The sequence below is a fragment of the Priestia sp. TGN 0903 genome (assembly GCF_050846855.1).
Lineage (GTDB): Bacteria > Bacillota > Bacilli > Bacillales > Bacillaceae_H > Priestia > Priestia zanthoxyli.
In genome coordinates this window covers 384,623-403,091 of sequence record NZ_JBOZGL010000001.1, presented here as the reverse complement: position 1 = coordinate 403,091, position 18,469 = coordinate 384,623, and the positions used below count along the sequence as shown (strand labels likewise).

The window sequence follows — 18,469 nt, the reverse complement described above, 5'->3', positions numbered from 1 at the left end:
ATACGGAAAAGGTGGTTCTAATTCCCTAAAAAAATACGCTTCATACAGTTTTAGTTGTGGTTATCGATTTGGCATGGAATTTGCATACGCAAGAAGGGTTTATCAGACATTTTAATTGTCAGGTAAAGAAAACTAGTTACATACTATAAAACTATTTTACATTATCTACTAGAATCAAAAAATTTTAATAATATAGTAAAATGTAGTTGACCTTCCTAGTTTTAGAATATAAAATAAATCTTGCTAATAGTTTGAAAATTCTAAAATGGAGGGGTTTACTTGAAAAGCTGGAAAAAGATTTTGGGGACATCTTTTCTTGCCACAACTGTTACATTAAGCGGAGTGGGACCAGTACTTATGAATGGAAGTACTGCTTCAGCTAAAACCGCACAATCGGAGGAACTTCCGAGTTCACCAATTGATATGAATACAGTACCGGAAGAAAGATTGGCTAACGCACTGAAAAACCAAGGAGTTATTTCTCAAAGTGCAACACCGCAAGAAGTGAAGAAAGCCGTTACTTCTTACATAAACAAAAAAGATGCACATAAAGAGAGCATGAAAGGACATAAAGCTAGCAAAATTGATTTGAAAGCGAAAGAAATGCAAACAAAACAAAAAGAAAAGTTTCAACGAGGCGAATTTGCTAACATTAAGTCTCAAGGAAACAATTCGGGGAACGGGGTAAACGTTAAACCTGCAGCTCAGGCAAAATATAACGGACAAGTGAGAAAAGATAAAGTTCTTGTACTTTTAGTCGAATACGCAGACTTTAAGCACAATAATGTCGTTCAAGAACCTGGTTACATGTATGCAAAAGACTTTAACCGAAATCACTATCAGCAATTAATGTTTGGAAAGAAAGACTTTACGCTATTCAACGGAAAGAAAATTAAAACGTTTAAACAATATTATGAAGAACAGTCTGGAGGTAGTTACACAGTAGATGGAACGGTTTCTGACTGGTTAACCGTACCTGGAAACGCAAAAGAATACGGAGCAGACAATCCAGCGGGAGGAAACGATAATGCGCCTGGATCTAAAGGGCCTCGTAACCTTGTAAAAGAAGCGCTTGCTGCAGCAGCAAAAAGCGGCATTAACCTTTCAGATTATGATCAGTTCGATCAATATGATATCGATGGAGATGGCAACCGCAATGAGCCTGACGGCATAGTGGATCACTTAATGGTCATTCATGCTGGAACTGGGCAAGAAGCAGGTGGAGGTAAACTAGGCAACGATGCTATCTGGTCTCACCGCTCTACTTTGGGACAAGTATATAAAGTTCCTGGAACAAACATGGCTGCTTATGATTATACAATCGAACCAGAAGACGGAGCAGTTGGAGTTTTTGCTCATGAATTTGGCCATGATTTAGGTTTGCCGGATGAGTATGATACACAGTATACGGGTCAAGGTGAGCCGGTAGGCGTTTGGTCAATTATGAGCGGAGGGAGCTGGGCTGGTGAAGTAGCTGGAACAGAACCGACAAGTTTCTCCCCGCAAAATAAAGAGTTTTTCCAAGCAAATATGGGTGGAAACTGGGCAAATATTCAACAAATTGACAGCAAAAACATTACAAAATCGGGCTCTGTGAGCGTGGTTGATCAAAGTGTCACAAAATCTAAACGACCAGGTATTGTAAAGATTAATTTACCTAAAAAAGCTGTTCAAGGGATTAAGCCTGAGTTTGGAAGCAACTATTATTACAGTAAACGCGGAGACGATCTGCATACGACGATGACAACGCCAGAGTTTGATTTAACAACGGCCAACACAGCTAAATTCAATTACAAAGCGTTCTATGAAGTAGAGGCAGAATACGATTACTTATATGTAAATGCGATTCTTCCTGACGGTTCAAAAGTTCTGTTAGATACAATTGGTGATAAAGCGAATAATGCAGATGGTTCTGCTGAAACATCTAACGGAAAATGGGAAGATAAAAGTTATGACTTAACGCAGTTTAAAGGTAAAAAAATCAAGCTTCAATTTGAATACGTCACGGACGGCGGACTTGCTCTTCAAGGATTCGCTCTTGATAATGCTAGTTTAGTAGTAGATGGAAAAACGGTATTCACGGACGATGCTGAAGGAGCTCCAAAAGTAACGTTAGATGGATTTGAAAAGACAAACGGCATCAGCTATAAAGATAACTATTATTACCTTGAGTGGAGAAACTATGCAGGCAGTGATAAAGCACTTCAATTCGCGCGCGGTGCAAAATATAATACAGGCATGCTGCTTTGGTACGCAGATGAAAGCTATCTTGATAACTGGGTAGGACAACATCCGGGTGAAGGATTCCTTGGTGTAGTTGATTCACATGCTCATAAAGTTCTTTACTTTAATGTGAATGGTATTAGCACTACAGCAAATTCAAGCCGATATCAAATTGCAGACGCGGCGTTCTCATTTGATAAATCACCTGCTTGGTCATATTCTCATAAAACGTGGGGAACGATTTCATCTAAAGAATCAAATGGTGTTACAAGCTTTAACGATAAAAAATCGTATTTAGATGAAAGAATTAAAGATGCAGGCCGCTTGCTTCCTCAAAACGGATTAAAATTAGACGTAATTGGTGAAGCAAAAGACAATTCAGCTGGTGCTGTATGGATTCATAAGTAAAATTGGACTTATTAAAAAGATCTGAAGAGCGTATTCTTCGGATCTTTTTTTGTATCATAAAATCAAAATAAACTATGAGCTAAATAATCAAATAAGTTAAGCCCGTTTAAAAAATAGAAAAAAGGGAATTTTCAACAGTGAATAATTGTTATTATGTCATGAAATTCATCCATATAATCAATACTAATAGGTAAAGAAAATATTGAAAAGGAGTTCTAACTATGAGCTATCGTATCGAAAGAGATTCAATTGGAGAAATCAAAGTGGCAGAAGATAAACTATGGGGAGCGCAAACGCAAAGAAGTAAAGAAAACTTTCCAATAGGGATTGAAAAAATGCCGATTGAAGTAATACGCGCTTTTGCGGTTCTGAAGAAAAGTGCGGCTATTAGCAATCATAAACTAGGCAAACTATCAGCAGGGAAATCGGAAGCCATCGTGCAAGCTGCTAACGAAATTATTGAAGGGAAATGGAATGAACATTTTCCTTTAGTAGTATGGCAGACAGGAAGCGGAACGCAATCAAACATGAATGTAAATGAAGTGATTTCCCACCGGGGAAACCAGCTAATAAACGGCGACGAAACGCTCCATCCAAATGATGATGTTAATATGTCACAAAGCTCTAACGATACTTTCCCTACAGCTCTTCATATTGCAGCTGTACTAGAAGTCGAAGATCAATTATTACCTGCTCTAAAAACATTAAAAGAAACGTTTGCTGCGAAGCAAGAGCAGTTTAAAGATATTATTAAAATAGGAAGAACCCATTTACAAGATGCTACACCGCTAACACTAGGACAAGAAATTAGCGGATGGCATCATATGCTCGAAAAAAATGAAGAAATGATTAAACAAAGCGTAGAGTATATGAAGGAGCTAGCTATTGGCGGTACAGCTGTTGGGACGGGGATAAATGCACATCCTGACTTCGGCGATGAAGTAGCGAAAGAAATCAGCAGCACGCTTGCAAAAACATTTATCTCAGCACCTAATAAATTTCATGCATTAACAAGTCACGATCAAGTGGTTTATGCCCATGGTGCACTCAAAGCCTTAGCAGCTGACTTAATGAAAATCGCCAATGACGTACGCTGGCTGGCAAGCGGTCCTCGGAGCGGATTAGGTGAAATCACGATTCCTGCTAACGAACCAGGAAGTTCTATTATGCCTGGAAAAGTAAATCCAACTCAAAGTGAAGCTCTAACAATGGTTTCTGCACAAGTGTTAGGGAATGACGTGACGATTGGAATTGCGGCTAGTCAAGGAAACTTTGAATTAAATGTATTTAAGCCGGTTATTATTTATAATTTTTTACAATCAGTCAGACTGCTGACAGATTCCATGCAGGCTTTTAACGATAAATGCGCAGTAGGAATTGAACCCAACAAAGAGAAAATCCAGCATAATCTAGAAAATTCTCTTATGCTTGTAACAGCGTTAAATCCGCACATAGGGTATGAAAATGCGGCTAAAATCGCCAAGCTGGCTCATCAAGAAGGAACGACATTAAAAGAAGCAGCGGTAAAAACAGGCCTTCTGACAGAAGAACAATTTGAGCAATGGGTAAATCCAGCTAATATGATTCATCCATCAAAATAAAACAAGAAGCCAAGCTGAGCTGCTTGGCTTCTTGTTTTATAATAAAATGAACATTGTTCTAAATAAACATATAAAAAGAGAAAGCGGATTAAAAGAAATTTTACACTACCTTGTACTAGATTCAAGTACATACGATTAGGGTATTTACATCTTTATAAAGGAGGGATTCAAGTGACGTACGAAGTGAAGTTTTATTTTGGAAATGAAAAATCAATCAGTACATTGGTTGAATCAGAAAATGTAAAAGAGCTTGAGGAATCTATTATTCATACGCAAGGATGGTATCGTTATTATGACAAAAAACACGAAGCTTATTTAGCTATTCAAATGAGCAACGTTTTACACATCGTTATAAAACAATATCAAGATCCGGAAAAACAGGGGTTTTAAAATATTCGTCGTATACATAAGGAAGCTAGCAAAAGAGGTGAAAACTATGCAAAGTCGACATTCAAATAATCCTATTATTCTCGATGTTTCTCATCATCAAGGAATCATTAATTGGAAAGAAATAAAAAACACCTCAGTGAAAGGGGTGTATATAAAGTTAACAGAAGGCGGAACTTTTGTAGATCCTAGATCTTATGAAAATTATATAGGTGCTAAAAATGCGGGCTTGAGAGTAGGATTTTATCATTATGCTCACTGTACAAATAGCCCGGAGAAAGAAGCTGCTTTTTTTATTGCTCAGCTTGGACAAATGAAACTAGACCTTCCGCCGTGTTTGGATCTAGAAGAAGACAAGAAAAAATCCAAAGAATTTGTTTCTCGCTTTGCCGTAAGCTGGCTCGAGCATGTTCACAAAACAACAGGGATTAAGCCTATCGTATATACTAATTATCATTTTGCTAAAACTTTTTTTACAACTGAAATAAGTAAGTATCCTTTGTGGGTAGCAAGATATAGTGCAAACAACAGACAAGGCGGTATGCAGCACCCTGGTGAGCTAAGTCAATGGCAGCGGTGGGCAATGTTTCAGTATACGGATTCTGGCAGAGTAAAAGGAATTTCTACAAATGTGGATATAAATGAAATGGACTGCTCATTTTTTAAAGAAGTCACAACAAATCTCTCTATGACGAATAATACAAAAGGACCATTTGTCTATTCCAAAGGTGATAGAGGGTTAGGAGTCAAACAAATTCAGCAAAACTTACTTACGCTAGGTTTTTCTCTTCCGAAGTTTGGAGCAGACGGTTTCTATGGAGATGAATTAATCGCTGCAGTGAAAAAATTCCAGAATCAGTATGGCCTTTTTTCAGATGGAATAGCAGGAGCGGACACGCTGCAGCGTCTTATTAAAGAAGTGAATAATCTGAATAATCTGGTTTGAGAGAGTACCTGAGAGGGAAAAGTTATTGTAAGATTCAAAAAGGTACAAGGAAGGAGTTATTATGAGAAAACGAAAACAAAAAGCATTGATATCAGGTATTACGCTATCAACGGTAGGAGTCGGCATTACGTCTTATCTATTAAGCGATGCTGCGAAACGCCGAAAAGTAAAAGGACTTGTTCGAAGTGCCAAAGTAAAACTTTCAAATTTATCTAAAAAACAGCAGGTAAATGCTAGCCTAAATAAAGATGCGCATTCAGATCCTACGTACGTTTCTGAAAGCAATATGATTTCAGAAGGACCTATGTATCAAGATCAGCATAGATAATAAAAAAACTAGTCTTGCCTCGGGCGAGACTAGTTTTTTTTATCAATTTTATAAATAGCAGCGCTTATTCATGTTACACTCTCTATATAAGGGAATTATTTCACGCATATTTACAAGTAAAGGAGGAATAGAAGGAGTGATTAGTAGCGGATTATTTGTTAACTTATGTATTTTTTCGTTTTTTGTCAGCATTATGATTGCGATACGAATATTTTTGCTGCAGCGTCTAGCCCATAAATACAAATGGATGAGTGGTATTTATGCAAGTATTGTTTCTGCTATTCTTATGATATATAGCGTTACGTATCAACAGATTACATATGATTTACGTTTTCTTCCTCTTATTTTGACCGTTCTATACTTTGGTTATAGAGCCGGTGCAGTTGCAGGTATCACTATGGCTGTGTGCAGTATCTATTTAGAAAGTCATTGGTTACTGACTATCTTAATTTTAATCTTTACCTTTTTATTTTCCCTTCCTCTTATTCGATATAGAAAGCAGTTTTCTTTATTAAAACAATCTCTTCTTTGTTTTTTTATTCATTTTATCGTTCATGTCTTACTGACGAATTACTTCTGGAATACACCTATTCAGTCGCCGTTTTATAGCGAAATAGAATATTTAGTGTTCGGAATTCTCGGACTGGGAGTAGCTGTAGCGACGATAGAATTTTATCGTAAATTTTACGCTGTAGCAGAAGAAGCTGCTTATGCTGGATCAGATTCATGTAAGGATGAAGAAGATTCTTTTTTTGTCAGAATAATGAAAAAAGAACTGGAATATACGAAAGAACAGCTGGAGTCTTTTATTAATCATCACATGGATGCGGTGATCATAACTGATTTAGAAGGGCGGATCTTGCGAGTTAATGAAGCCTACGAAAAAGTATATGGCTGGAAAGCCCACGAAGTAGTTGGGAAAACATATTACGAAATAGCAGGGGCTTTTAGTGAGGACGTACATGAGAATATAAAAAAGACGGTTGCTGAAAAAGAGGCAATCAATCGAGTAGAAGTTGTAAGAGCTCGTAAAGACGGAAGTTTAGTAGATCTTCGCATCACTATTTCGCCAATTTTTAATGGGAAAGATGAGTTAATAGGTTTGTCTGGAGTATGTGTGGATATATCTGAGGCTAAAAAAGCGAGAAAAGAGCTTGACTTGCTGCATCGTAAGCTTAAGGAAAGTGAGTTGAAATATCGAACGTTATTTGAATATGCAAACGACGCAATTTATTTACTTGAAATAGGTTCTAATCATTTTCCTTCTCGTTTTATCGAAGTAAATGAAGCTGGATGTAAGCGCTTTGGATATACGAGAGAAGAGCTTTTATCCATGCCATGCCAAGATATTATACCTAGAGATTCTGACATTGTTCGAAAAACGGTTGAAGAAATTCGCCAAGGAAATCTTTCTTTCACGCTGCAATCACAGTTTACATTTAAGTCTGGAGAAGTAAAAAAACTAGAATATAGTGGGAAATTGTTCAATATAGAAAACAAAAAAGTGCTTCTTATTGTTTCAAGAGACAGGACAGAATACCTAGAAACAGAAGAGCTGTTGCAGAAATCTGAGAAATTAGCAGCGGTCGGTCAGCTTGCTACAGCTATTGCTCATGAAATTAGGAATCCTTTAACGGCCATCAAAGGGTTTATGCAGCTATTAACTGAAAAAGCGAGTAAAGAAGAGTTAACCTATATGAACATTATATCCTCTGAAATTGAGCGTATTGAAATGATTACAGATGAATTCATGTCTGTGGCAAAACCACAGGCTGTAACATTTCAGTCGATTGATTTGCAGCTGTTAATTCAACAAGTGATTTTATTGCTGCAGCCTCAAGCAACCATGAAAAACATTTTTATTGAACTTCACTCATATGGAGAATTGCCTCTTGTATATTGTGAAAGCAATCAAATGAAACAGGTGTTTATAAATATTCTTAAAAATGCGATTGAAGCAATGCCTTCCGGAGGCGAAATTAAAGTTGAGCTGAGACAAAAAGACAGCAATCACCTTCATATTCAAATTATTGATGAAGGTGTAGGAATTTCAAAAGATCGCATTAAACATTTAGGTGAACCATTTTACAGTATTAAAGAAGACGGTATTGGGTTAGGGTTAATGATCTGCTTTAATATTATCCAGCAGCATAAAGGAACTCTTAGTATTGAAAGTGAAGTAAACAAAGGGACGAATGTGGAAATTTGTTTACCGTTAAAATAAAAGGTAATCAGTTAAAGGCAGAAGAAATTTTGCAACAAGTTGTTTAGTAAAGTTATAATATTCTATGTTGGAGTAAAATAAGCAAAGGAGTGGTTACGATTAAACAGAAAAAGTGGATTAACATATTTCGTATTCTGTATATTATTTTTGCTATTATTGCAATTGGAGCATCTTTTGGAGACTATTCTTTCGGGCTTAATAATCCCCGCATAGTCAGCTTAACGGCTCTCGTTTTGGCGGTTATTTGTATTGTTCCGTATTACATACTTCGCTTTAAAGAACAAGCTTCTAAAAGTAAATAAGTTAATATTTGTTATCTTAAAAGAGGCTGTGACAAAAGCAGTTTAGTTGAAGGGAAATCCGAACGATTTATCGTTCGGATTTTTTTTGTTATGGCGAACATGGGTTTAATCTAGCTGGTTGCTTCTAGCGGTTGATTGGAGTGATTTCATTATGTCTCAATTTCTTTTTTATCGTTATAAAAGGGCGATAAATGGGCGAGCATTTTTTCTAGCCTGTACATATGCTATAGAGTAAACAGGCTACGGAGGTGAAGTGAAATGGGATTTTGTAACTGGGGTTACGGCGGTGGTTATGGCTACGGCGGTTACGGCGGCTACGGTAATTACGGTGGCGGTTTTGCATTAATCGTTGTACTATTTGTTTTATTAGTTATCGTTGGTTGTGTATGCTTGAAATAAACAGAAAAAGCACGGATTTACAAAGATTTTAGTAGATTCGTGCTTTTTTACGTTCATAAGAAGTACAGTACTATAATAAAATAATGTTGTGCACGTACATAAAAAACATATAAAAAATTTAATTAATAGATTAAAAAAATAAAAAAATGAAGAGGAAGAGTATATTTAAGCCGAAAAAATGGTCTGAAATTTATAATTTTCCTTATAAGTAATTTTTGTAAAATGCTTCATAGAGCTGACAGTAAGAACGAATAACGCTACCTATCCTACTAGTTTTTATCAGCTGACTAGAAGAATTATTTTACTTGTATGAAAATCAACATAAATGATTTTCATATAGTTTAAATAGGTAAAAAAGACTTATTGCAGAGGACTTATTTTTAATTTTCATAATAATAGGAATATTAAAATAATATATAGACGTAGTAATTTTTAGTTGCTATAATGTTGCTAATTATCGCAATTAACAGAAAGATTGAGGTAATTAAATTTACTAGGGATAGGGAGAAAAAAACTATGAAAAAGAAAAAACAGGCTTTAAAGGTATTATTATCAGTTGGTATTCTTTCTTCATCATTTGCTTTTGCACATACGAGCAGTGCTGCGCCAAACAATGTACTTTCAACTGAAAAGTATAACAAAGAAATTAAATCTCCTGAGTTTATTTCCGGAAAGCTCTCGGGCCCGTCATCGCAGAAGGCTCAAGACGTCGTATTTCACTATATGAATACAAATAAAGACAAATATAAATTAGGAAACGAAAATGCTCAAAACTCATTTAAAGTGACAGAAGTGGTGAAAGATCCTATTGAACAAGCAACCGTGGTACGCTTGCAGCAAGTATATAATAATATTCCCGTTTGGGGATCTACTCAATTAGCACACGTAGCGAAAGATGGAACCTTAAAAGTTGTATCAGGTACAGTAGCTCCTGATTTAGATAAAAAGGAAAAGCTAAAAGGCCAAAAGCAACTTGACAGCAAAAAGGCGATTCAAGTAGCTGAAAAAGACTTAGGCTTTAAGCCGACGTATGAAAAATCTCCTTCATCTGAACTGTATATTTATCAAAATGGTTCAGACACTACATATGCTTATGTAGTAAATTTAAATTTCTTAAATCCTGAACCAGGCAACTATTATTACTTTGTTGATGCTACTAGCGGTAAAGTACTGGATAAGTACAATACAATTGATTCCGTAGCTGGTCCAAAAGCCGACGTGAAGCAAGTGGCAAAGCCGGCAGCGAAACCTGTAACAGGCACAAATGTTATTGGCTCAGGTAAAGGAGTTCTTGGAGATACTAAATCCTTAAAGACAACGTTATCTAGTTCTACTTACTACTTACAAGATAATACAAGAGGCGCTACAATCTATACGTACGATGCAAAAAATCGCACATCTCTTCCGGGTACGCTATGGGCCGATACCGATAATACGTACAATGCAACTCGCGATGCAGCTGCAGTAGATGCTCACTATTATGCAGGCGTGACATATGATTATTATAAAAACAAATTTAACCGCAACTCCTATGACAATGCAGGAGCTCCGCTAAAATCGACTGTTCATTATAGCAGCGGCTACAACAATGCGTTTTGGAATGGCTCTCAAATGGTATATGGAGATGGAGATGGAACTACTTTTGTTCCGCTATCAGGAGGATTAGATGTTATCGGACATGAATTGACGCATGCGGTGACAGAAAGAAGTTCTAATTTAATCTATCAATATGAATCAGGTGCATTAAACGAAGCGATTTCCGATATTTTCGGAACGTTGGTAGAATACTATGACAACCGAAATCCAGATTGGGAAATTGGAGAGGATATTTATACGCCTGGAACAAGCGGCGATGCACTTCGTTCAATGAGCAACCCAGCGAAATATGGAGATCCGGATCATTATTCAAAGCGCTATACAGGTTCTAGTGACAACGGCGGGGTTCATACAAATAGCGGTATTATCAACAAAGCTGCCTACTTGCTAGCTAACGGAGGAACTCATTACGGAGTTACTGTAACAGGCATCGGCGGAGATAAGCTAGGAAAAATTTATTACCGTGCCAATACGCTATACTTCACTCAGTCTACAACGTTCAGCCAAGCGCGTGCAGGTTTAGTACAAGCTGCTGCTGATCTATACGGTTCAGGCTCTCAAGAAGTAATTTCAGTAGGCAAGTCATTTGACGCAGTTGGTGTTCAATAAGCTATAAACCAAAAGTCGCAAGATAAATGAGGTATCTGGCGACTCTCTATACTACCTAACTACCAATAAAGGAGTACTCGTATAAATATATTACAGTACTCCTTTATTTTATGTTAATAAATAAGGAAGATAGATTTCTTTCCAATCCATAAAAATCCACTTCTTATTCCTCCCTTTTATCTCCATTCGAATTATACCGTTGTTTGTTAAATGAAGAGGACCCGTTTTAGTAAACGGTCTTATCATAAAATGTTATAATAAAGAAAAGGCTTGAATACATACATATGAAAAAGGAGTGGAGGAATCAATGGACAAAATTGCTGTTATTTCAGATATCCACGGAAATCTCCCTGCATTAGAAGCAGTTTTAGCTGACATACAACAACGAGATATCCATCGCATCATTTGTCTAGGTGATTTAGTAGGAAAAGGCCCGGATTCAAGTAAAGCAATTGATATCATAAAAGAAAAGTGCGAAGTAACAGTAATGGGAAACTGGGATGATTTCATTACAAAGCCTGCGGAATTTGAAGCGTTAAAATGGCATCAAGAGAAGTTAAGTTCAAACCAAGAAGCATACTTAAAGGAACTTCCTTTTTCTGTTGAGTTTATGATGAGCGGGAAATTAATTAGAATGTTTCACGCTTCACCTAGAAGTCTTTATGACCGAATTCAACCCTGGGATTCACTTGAAAAGCGCCTTAGTCTATTTGCTAATACGGAATATACGGAAAATATAAAAGGATCAAGAGAACCGGATGTCATCTGTTACGGAGATGTACATAATGCATTTATTCAACATATTAAAGGGAAAACGCTGTGTAATGTAGGAAGTGTAGGAAACCCGCTTGATTTACCACAAGCTTCCTATCTTATCTTAGAAGGAAAGGATCAAGGCGAAAGTCCTTCAGCATTTTCTATTCAATTTGTGCGTATTCCATACGATATTGAAAAAGCAATCGAATTGGCGAGAGCTGTAGAGATGCCGGACTTTGAACCCTACGTTCAAGAATTAAAAACAGCTCGCTATAGAGGACTAAAAAATTAAGAGTAGAATGTATCTTAACCTTCAGCATAAATGCTGGAGGTTTTTTAGTTGAGTAAATGAGAGGTTTTTCAACATCATTAGTATGATACATACAAATAGAAGTTATTCAGGTGAGTTTAAAGAAGGGAAAACTTGGAGAAAAACATACAGCATTTGAAAGGAAATAAATTTTATTTTATGAAGACAATATGAAGAGGGCAATTCCATTTGAACATAAAGTTATGCAAAAATGCCCCTGAAAAGCTGGTTTTAACATAACGAGTGGAGGAATACATGATGAAATTTTTTATTGATACAGCTAACCTGGAAGATATTAAAAAAGCATATAAAATCGGGGTATTATCAGGTGTTACCACAAACCCTTCGCTAGTAGCTAAAGAAGGCGTAAAGTTTGAAGATCGCATCGAAGAAATTTTAAAAACCGTCCCGGAAGTAGAATCCGTTTCAGCAGAAGTCACACCCGACACAGTAACAGCAGAAGACATGATTGCGCAAGCAGAAAAGCTTATAAAAATTAACGGAGGAGACAAAAATATAACAATTAAACTTCCTATGACCATTGCTGGATTGGAAGCAACCCGTTATCTAGCTAAAAAAGGCGTGAAAACAAACGTAACGTTAATTTTTACAGTGAATCAAGCGCTTCTAGCAGCCCGTGCTGGTGCGACATACGTATCGCCATTTTTAGGACGCTTAGATGATATTTCAGAAGACGGTGTGTATCTGGTATCTCGAATTGCCGAGCTATTTCGAATTCAACACATTGACTCACAAATTATAGCAGCGTCAGTCAGACACCCAGATCACGTCACACGAGTAGCTCTTGCTGGGGCTCATATTGCGACCATTCCGTATGCTGTAATTGAACAATTAGTAAAACACCCGTTAACAGAACAAGGAATTGAAAAGTTTGCATCAGACTGGGAAAAAGCTGTGAAAAGTTAAATTCACTTAAGGAGAAGACATCATTTGAGTGTCTTCTCTATTTAAAGGGTATACGAAGATTCTTTTTTTCTATTTTGCAGCAAACAACTTATCATTAATAGGCGAACATCCTATACATATATACAGAGATGACATACGTTAATAGAAACGAAAGAGGTGGTAAAATGGGATGTATTATTAACATTGAGAATATCGTGACTAACGGGTTAAAAGACAATTCAAATGTAAGCGTAGGCTGTGTTGTACAAAATAGTCACACGGCCAATACAAAATCGGTAGGAGCTTGTTTTTCGTTTGGAAATGGCTCTCCTGCTATTGCCTCTATGACAAACAGTAATATCGACTTTTGCAAAGATGAAGAAAATAAAGAGCAACAATCTTAAAAACAATTCCAGAAAGAGTATTTCTGGAATTGTTTTTTGGTAAGTGATAGAGTTTTGTTAACGAGATATTTTATGCTCCAAAAGGAAAATATTCATAAAGAAGGGGAGCTGTGCTATGAGCATTATTTCTATGATTCCTTATACATACGTTGAAAGAAAAATAAAACGAACAAAAAAAGTGACGATTCAGCATTCAAAAGACATGTGCTTATATACTGATAATATTGAAACAGAGAATGAGTCCTTTCACATTAACAGCGTATTTGACATCTCTTACAAATGCGTTTCAAAAGAAAGCGGCTTTTTATACTTACATACAAATCAAGGAATGTTCGCTTATACCATACACACCGATCCTGGTGATTTTATAGCAGCATATAAAGATATAAAAAAGAAGAGGTGAGCAACGTCACCTCTTCTTTTTTTGGTTTATTATTTGATCCACTGTACAACTTGATCCATACTTCTTCTTGTTTTTTCGCGTTTAGGTTCGTGAATACGGTAGCCGAACGCAACCATAACAGAAACATCAAACTTGCCGTCTTCTAGTAATCCTTCTTCTTTTAGAATTTCATGTACTTGGTCATAGTTAAACCCTTCAATTGGGCAAGAATCAATGCCAATTTGAGCAGCTGATGTCATCATATTAGCTAGTGCAATATAAGATTGTTTGCTGGCCCAATCAAATAGTGCTCGCTTGCTTTCGAACAAGTGAAAATCATTTTCTTGGAACTCTTTGTAGCGAGGCATTAATGTCTCTAATACATCCTCCGGCATTTCTTTTACGTTTTTCTGAAGATTTAACACATATTCAGAGTCATATCTTGCGTCTGTACGAGAAAGAATAATAACAAAATGACTTGCTGTAGGAATTTGGCCTTGTGCTCCCCAAGAAACAGCTTTTAATTTTTCTTTTAAATCTTCATTTTCAACGACTAAAAATTTCCACGGCTCGTAACCTACTGAGCTTGGAGATAAACGCCCCGTTTCTAAAATGAATTGGAAATCTTCATCGGAAATTTTCTTCGCTGGATCAAACTCTTTTGTAGCATGACGAAAGTTAAATGCGTCTAAAATTTCTTGTTTCTTATCTGTATTGTTCATGTGTAAACAACCTTTCTGTAAAAATATTTAATGATGAACTGTTCAGAGTAATCTATACCCTGTATAGCTTACAACTAACAGTCAGTTAACATACAATTTGTCGTAAAATCCGTTTGCAGATTTATCATAAATCATATAATTCATCCTAACAAGTACGCACATTTTTGTTGTATAGTATACTTTTTTATACTATTGATACAGTTTTATAAGAAGCAGAAAGAAGTAAACGACCTGGGGAGTGTATGTAGGAAAGCAGTTAAGAGGGGGAGAAAGGAGAAGAGGAACCTTCTCCTTTTTAGTTAAATTTTTGTATTTGATTTTTTCGCTTTGTTTTCAAGTTCACTTTTCGGTTCTGTTGAAAATTCAACATCTTTTCCGTGCCCTTGAGGGTTAACACCAGGAGCTACTTGACCTCGGTTAGCAGATTTTTTTGTACCCATTTTCGTCACCTCCGTTCGGTTAGTATGTGCAAAAAAGTGAAACAAAAATCAGGAAATAAAGAGTGCAAGTATAAGTCGAGTTTGAACACGACTATCTTTAAGCATTTTCATCACATAAACAAGATACCCATTCAAGAGTCCATAAAAAAACACCCCTAAAAGGGTGCTTTTCTGTTTAAGAATCTGAACTTGTCGCTCTGTCTGCATATGGATAGATAGGATCTTTTAATTGAAATTCGTAAGTCACGCCATCTACAAGTCCTACCGTTTTATTGCTATCATAAAGGTCCAGCATAAAAGCAGCCATTTCTTTTGACGTATGAAACTTAGGTACTCGTCCTTCGTATTCAAAATCACTCATATCCATCGAACGCTGTGCAAATTCTGTTTCAGTAGCCGCTGGAGCTAGAACTTTAGCCTGCATTTTTGATCCTCTTCCTTTCAATTCTTGAGAAAGACCTTCTGTAAATGCACTTACATAGAATTTTGTTGCGCAATAAGTGACTGCATCAGCAACAATGGTGTAGCCGCCTCCAGAAGAGACATTAATAAGCTGTGTACCTTCAACATTTTCATAATCTCTTACAAATAGAGAAGAAAGAATGGTTAAGGCTTCGATATTTAAGTGAAGCATTGTTTCAATTTTAGTTAATTTTTGTTCACCGACAGAAGCAAAGTTTCCAAATCCAGCATTGTTAATCCATGTTTCTAACTCATATTCTTTAAGCGACTCATAAAACGTGTGAGCATTTTCTGCCACGGATAAATCAACCGACTGGATAATAACATTTACATCTTGGTTCAGTTTTTCAATCTTTTCTTTTAACTCATCCAGCTTGTCCTCTCTACGTGCAGCTAATATAAGGTTTTTTCCGCGCGCTGCGAAAGCTAAAGCTGTTTCATATCCAATTCCCGAACTTGCGCCAGTGATTACTGTATATTTCATGTTAATTCCTCCATTTGCGATGTTTTCGAATTGATTATAATTGTTAAAGTATACTTTAAGTCAAGCGTTTATTCGATTTATTTTTCCCTTTATCAGTCTGATTATAAACATTTGAAGTTTGGTGCTAAACTTCCTTTTTTTTATGCTAAACTTAAAACAAAAGACGGTATTTTATTTCATTATTAATTCCTTAAAAGGAGGAATGTATGCGTTCTCTTTACGTGAATAGAAGACTTAGCTTACTTGCCCAAATTACATTACTCATCACTGTAGTTATTCTTGTTAGTACCGTCCTTGTATGCATCTTATTTTCTGCAATGGTAGATGAAATTGTCGAAAAATATGTAGGTAATCAAGCTATGACAGTAGCAAAATTAGCTTCTGAAGATAAAATGATTGTAAAAGCTTTTAAGCAGAAAAATCCTTCTGAGCACATCCAACCTGTTGCTGAAAAAATAAGAAAAACCACAGGGGCAGATTATGTCACCATCGCCAATGATAAAGGAATACGCTATTCTCATCCCAATAGTAGTTACATTGGAAAACATACCAAAACAAGCAATGAAGCTTCTTTAAAGAAGCATCAATCCATTATTTATAAAGGAAAAGGAATTTCAGGATTTGCAATTAAAGCCAAAACCCCCATATGGGATAGCCAAGGAAACGTTATAGGTGTTTCTTCGGTAGGGTTTCTTGTAAGCAATATAGAAAAACAGATTAATGATTATAGAATAAAAATTATTAAATTGTCCTGTATTCCTTTTCTTATTGGAGCATTTGGGGCTTTCTTTATTGCAAGGCGGGTAAAAAGACTAATATTTGGACTGGAACCAGAGGAAATTTCCTTTCTTTTTAAAGAAAAAGAGGCTACCCTTGAATCTATTCGAGATGCTACTGTTACTGTAAATGTCGAAAAATATGTAACGTCGATGAATAGAAGGGCTAGAGAGCTCTTTGATAACCTTCATTTAGCAATAGGAGGAGAGATAAAGAACACCCGTTTAGGACAGCTAATTGATCAAGCAATAGAAGAGCAATGCGTGTATTCTAACCAATCCCTTCTACTAGATGGTCAGCAGTATATTTTAGACTTATCTCCTATTGTAAGAAAAAAAGAAGTGCAAGGTATCGTTCTTACCATAAGAACTTTATCACAAATTGAAGAATTGACTGAAGAGATTTCTAAAATTAAAATGTTCTCTGATAATTTACGCGCTCAAAATCACGAATTTTTAAATAAGCTGAACGTGATTTACGGGTTATTAAGGTTAAAGAAATATGAGCATGTCATGCAAATGATTTCATCAGAGGTAAAGGAACGCCAAGATATTCTTTCTTTTTTAATGTCTTCTGTGAAGGATCCTTTGATTGCTGCCTGCTTACTTGGGAAAATCAATCGTTCGAAAGAATTAGACGTCACTTTAGAAATTGATCAAGATAGTAACTTAACAAGTACTTTAGATATCGAAGAGGCAAAAAACGTTGTTTCCATCTTGGGGAATTTAATTGATAATGCGCTCGAGGCTGTGCGAGAACATAAAGGGAACGTGCTAGTATCTTTTACAGATGTAGGAAACGACCTGATTTTTGAAGTTGAAGACAATGGACAAGGGATATCAAAAGAAGTAGAAAATATGATTTTTATAGATGGTTACACAACGAAAAAAGGTGAAAATCACGGGATTGGATTGACCATTGTTAAAAGATCTGTAGAGTTGCTTAAAGGTGAACTATACATAAGCAAAAGTATGTTACAGGGAGCAAGATTCACATTAGTTATCCCAAAGCTATTAAATAATGAAAAGGAAGAATCGATATGACTGAAAATCAAATTAATGTCATGATTATAGAAGATGATTCTACAGCTGCACAAATTTATGAACAATTTACTAAGAAACTAGAGCATTTCACTGTTGTTGCGACAGCAGGATCTGGAGAACAGGCTTTAGAATTACTGACAATATTTACACCGCAATTAATTTTATTAGATGTCTTTTTGCCAGATATCAATGGAGTAGAACTGCTATGGGAAATTAGAAAGAAGTATCGAGGAATCGACATTATTTTAATAACGGCAGCCAATGATGTTGAAACAGTAGGAGAAGCAATAAGAGGCGGAGCGTTTGGTTATTTGGTGAAACCTGTAATTATTGATAAATTTTTATCTACTTTAAAACATTATCAGTCTACGAGAATAGAATTAACTGAAAATAAAATGATTAATCAAGACAAAATAGACCATTTATTTAGAACACATCATAGTCGCCGCAATCAATCAGCGGCTGCAGTAACAGCATTTCCTAAAGGTATTGATAAACATACTCTTCGTTTGGTAAGAGATAAAGTTTGCAAAGTTCAGGAAAGCTTGAATGTAGATGAGTTTGCTCAATTAGTCGGTATCAGTTATTCAACAATGAGAAGGTATTTAGAGTATTTAGTATCGTGTAAGGAAATGCAGGTTGAAATAGTGTATGGAAGTGTAGGGAGGCCCGAACGGAAATATCGAGTAACTAATCTTACATAAAAACGAGATAGTGGGTTTTTATCCGCTATCTCGTTTTTATGTAGAAATGATGCATG

Annotated in this window: 17 protein-coding genes and 1 pseudogene; 15 read left to right on the top strand and 3 right to left on the bottom strand. The window is 36.1% G+C overall.

What is annotated here, in order from left to right; genetic code table 11:
* Nucleotides 1-279 precede the first annotated feature (279 nt).
* From ACRPLY_RS02105 to ACRPLY_RS02045, 13 genes and pseudogenes are all read left to right on the top strand, one after another.
* Complete coding sequence (locus tag ACRPLY_RS02105; protein WP_028413376.1) at nt 280-2,631, top strand: immune inhibitor A domain-containing protein; 2,352 nt, start codon at nt 280-282, stop codon at nt 2,629-2,631.
* A gap of 221 nt (nt 2,632-2,852) precedes the next feature.
* Complete coding sequence (fumC, locus tag ACRPLY_RS02100; protein ID WP_028413375.1) at nt 2,853-4,232, top strand: class II fumarate hydratase; 1,380 nt, start codon at nt 2,853-2,855, stop codon at nt 4,230-4,232.
* Between the two features lie 171 nt (nt 4,233-4,403).
* Nucleotides 4,404-4,622, top strand: a complete 219-nt coding sequence (locus ACRPLY_RS02095; RefSeq protein ID WP_155010166.1) for a hypothetical protein — start codon at nt 4,404-4,406, stop codon at nt 4,620-4,622.
* 46 nt (nt 4,623-4,668) lie between these two features.
* Nucleotides 4,669-5,565 (top strand): GH25 family lysozyme, encoded by an 897-nt coding sequence (locus ACRPLY_RS02090; protein ID WP_311264508.1) that lies wholly within the window; start codon nt 4,669-4,671, stop codon nt 5,563-5,565.
* 61 nt (nt 5,566-5,626) lie between these two features.
* On the top strand, nt 5,627-5,893 hold the full coding sequence (locus ACRPLY_RS02085; RefSeq protein WP_063248016.1) for a hypothetical protein: 267 nt from the start codon (nt 5,627-5,629) through the stop codon (nt 5,891-5,893).
* A 136-nt stretch (nt 5,894-6,029) separates the two neighbouring features.
* On the top strand, nt 6,030-8,117 hold the full coding sequence (locus ACRPLY_RS02080) for a PAS domain S-box protein (RefSeq protein WP_099330988.1): 2,088 nt from the start codon (nt 6,030-6,032) through the stop codon (nt 8,115-8,117).
* A gap of 89 nt (nt 8,118-8,206) precedes the next feature.
* On the top strand, nt 8,207-8,419 hold the full coding sequence (locus ACRPLY_RS02075; protein WP_013083131.1) for a hypothetical protein: 213 nt from the start codon (nt 8,207-8,209) through the stop codon (nt 8,417-8,419).
* A gap of 258 nt (nt 8,420-8,677) precedes the next feature.
* Nucleotides 8,678-8,818 (top strand): YjcZ family sporulation protein, encoded by a 141-nt coding sequence (locus ACRPLY_RS02070; RefSeq protein WP_028413371.1) that lies wholly within the window; start codon nt 8,678-8,680, stop codon nt 8,816-8,818.
* 606 nt (nt 8,819-9,424) lie between these two features.
* Nucleotides 9,425-11,023, top strand: a pseudogene (locus tag ACRPLY_RS02065) (M4 family metallopeptidase); the annotation flags it as partial.
* A gap of 307 nt (nt 11,024-11,330) precedes the next feature.
* Nucleotides 11,331-12,071, top strand: coding sequence for a metallophosphoesterase family protein (locus ACRPLY_RS02060; RefSeq protein ID WP_028413369.1), 741 nt, complete (start codon nt 11,331-11,333; stop codon nt 12,069-12,071).
* Between the two features lie 276 nt (nt 12,072-12,347).
* Nucleotides 12,348-13,016, top strand: coding sequence for a fructose-6-phosphate aldolase (gene fsa / locus ACRPLY_RS02055; RefSeq protein ID WP_028413368.1), 669 nt, complete (start codon nt 12,348-12,350; stop codon nt 13,014-13,016).
* Nucleotides 13,017-13,180: 164 nt separating this feature from the next.
* Nucleotides 13,181-13,399, top strand: coding sequence for a spore germination protein (locus tag ACRPLY_RS02050; protein ID WP_028413367.1), 219 nt, complete (start codon nt 13,181-13,183; stop codon nt 13,397-13,399).
* 115 nt (nt 13,400-13,514) lie between these two features.
* Nucleotides 13,515-13,802, top strand: coding sequence for a hypothetical protein (locus ACRPLY_RS02045; protein WP_028413366.1), 288 nt, complete (start codon nt 13,515-13,517; stop codon nt 13,800-13,802).
* Nucleotides 13,803-13,831: 29 nt separating this feature from the next.
* On the opposite strand, the gene ACRPLY_RS02040 is transcribed toward ACRPLY_RS02045, so the two are convergent.
* The 3 genes from ACRPLY_RS02040 to ACRPLY_RS02030 all read right to left on the bottom strand — a co-directional run bounded on the left by ACRPLY_RS02040 (nt 13,832) and on the right by ACRPLY_RS02030 (nt 15,889).
* The gene (locus ACRPLY_RS02040; protein WP_028413365.1) at nt 13,832-14,503 is read right to left on the bottom strand and encodes an NAD(P)H-dependent oxidoreductase; all 672 of its coding nucleotides are present in this window, start codon (nt 14,501-14,503) and stop codon (nt 13,832-13,834) included.
* 299 nt (nt 14,504-14,802) lie between these two features.
* On the bottom strand, nt 14,803-14,943 hold the full coding sequence (gene sspL / locus ACRPLY_RS02035; RefSeq protein ID WP_013057030.1) for a small, acid-soluble spore protein L: 141 nt from the start codon (nt 14,941-14,943) through the stop codon (nt 14,803-14,805).
* A gap of 175 nt (nt 14,944-15,118) precedes the next feature.
* Entirely contained in the window at nt 15,119-15,889 is a 771-nt protein-coding gene (locus ACRPLY_RS02030) for an SDR family NAD(P)-dependent oxidoreductase (RefSeq protein WP_028413364.1), read from the bottom strand.
* Between the two features lie 206 nt (nt 15,890-16,095).
* On the opposite strand from ACRPLY_RS02030, the gene ACRPLY_RS02025 reads away from it, so the two are divergent.
* Together ACRPLY_RS02025 and ACRPLY_RS02020 are read left to right on the top strand one after the other, a co-directional pair.
* Nucleotides 16,096-17,709: an ATP-binding protein gene (locus tag ACRPLY_RS02025; protein ID WP_034266101.1), complete on the top strand. Its 1,614-nt coding sequence runs from the start codon at nt 16,096-16,098 to the stop codon at nt 17,707-17,709.
* Nucleotides 17,706-18,413: a response regulator gene (locus tag ACRPLY_RS02020; RefSeq protein ID WP_098999322.1), complete on the top strand. Its 708-nt coding sequence runs from the start codon at nt 17,706-17,708 to the stop codon at nt 18,411-18,413. The genes ACRPLY_RS02025 and ACRPLY_RS02020 overlap by 4 nt, the downstream gene beginning before the upstream one ends.
* The last annotated feature ends 56 nt before the right edge of the window (nt 18,414-18,469 follow it).

Coding starts and splice junctions, on each gene's coding strand:
- ACRPLY_RS02020 (WP_098999322.1), top strand. CDS start 17,706: ATGACTGAAAATCAAATTAATGTCATGATTATAGAAGATGATTCTACA.
- ACRPLY_RS02030 (WP_028413364.1), bottom strand. CDS start 15,889: ATGAAATATACAGTAATCACTGGCGCAAGTTCGGGAATTGGATATGAA.
- ACRPLY_RS02085 (WP_063248016.1), top strand. CDS start 5,627: ATGAGAAAACGAAAACAAAAAGCATTGATATCAGGTATTACGCTATCA.
- ACRPLY_RS02045 (WP_028413366.1), top strand. CDS start 13,515: ATGAGCATTATTTCTATGATTCCTTATACATACGTTGAAAGAAAAATA.
- ACRPLY_RS02040 (WP_028413365.1), bottom strand. CDS start 14,503: ATGAACAATACAGATAAGAAACAAGAAATTTTAGACGCATTTAACTTT.
- fumC (WP_028413375.1), top strand. CDS start 2,853: ATGAGCTATCGTATCGAAAGAGATTCAATTGGAGAAATCAAAGTGGCA.
- ACRPLY_RS02060 (WP_028413369.1), top strand. CDS start 11,331: ATGGACAAAATTGCTGTTATTTCAGATATCCACGGAAATCTCCCTGCA.
- fsa (WP_028413368.1), top strand. CDS start 12,348: ATGAAATTTTTTATTGATACAGCTAACCTGGAAGATATTAAAAAAGCA.
- ACRPLY_RS02025 (WP_034266101.1), top strand. CDS start 16,096: ATGCGTTCTCTTTACGTGAATAGAAGACTTAGCTTACTTGCCCAAATT.
- ACRPLY_RS02070 (WP_028413371.1), top strand. CDS start 8,678: ATGGGATTTTGTAACTGGGGTTACGGCGGTGGTTATGGCTACGGCGGT.
- sspL (WP_013057030.1), bottom strand. CDS start 14,943: ATGGGTACAAAAAAATCTGCTAACCGAGGTCAAGTAGCTCCTGGTGTT.
- ACRPLY_RS02050 (WP_028413367.1), top strand. CDS start 13,181: ATGGGATGTATTATTAACATTGAGAATATCGTGACTAACGGGTTAAAA.
- ACRPLY_RS02090 (WP_311264508.1), top strand. CDS start 4,669: ATGCAAAGTCGACATTCAAATAATCCTATTATTCTCGATGTTTCTCAT.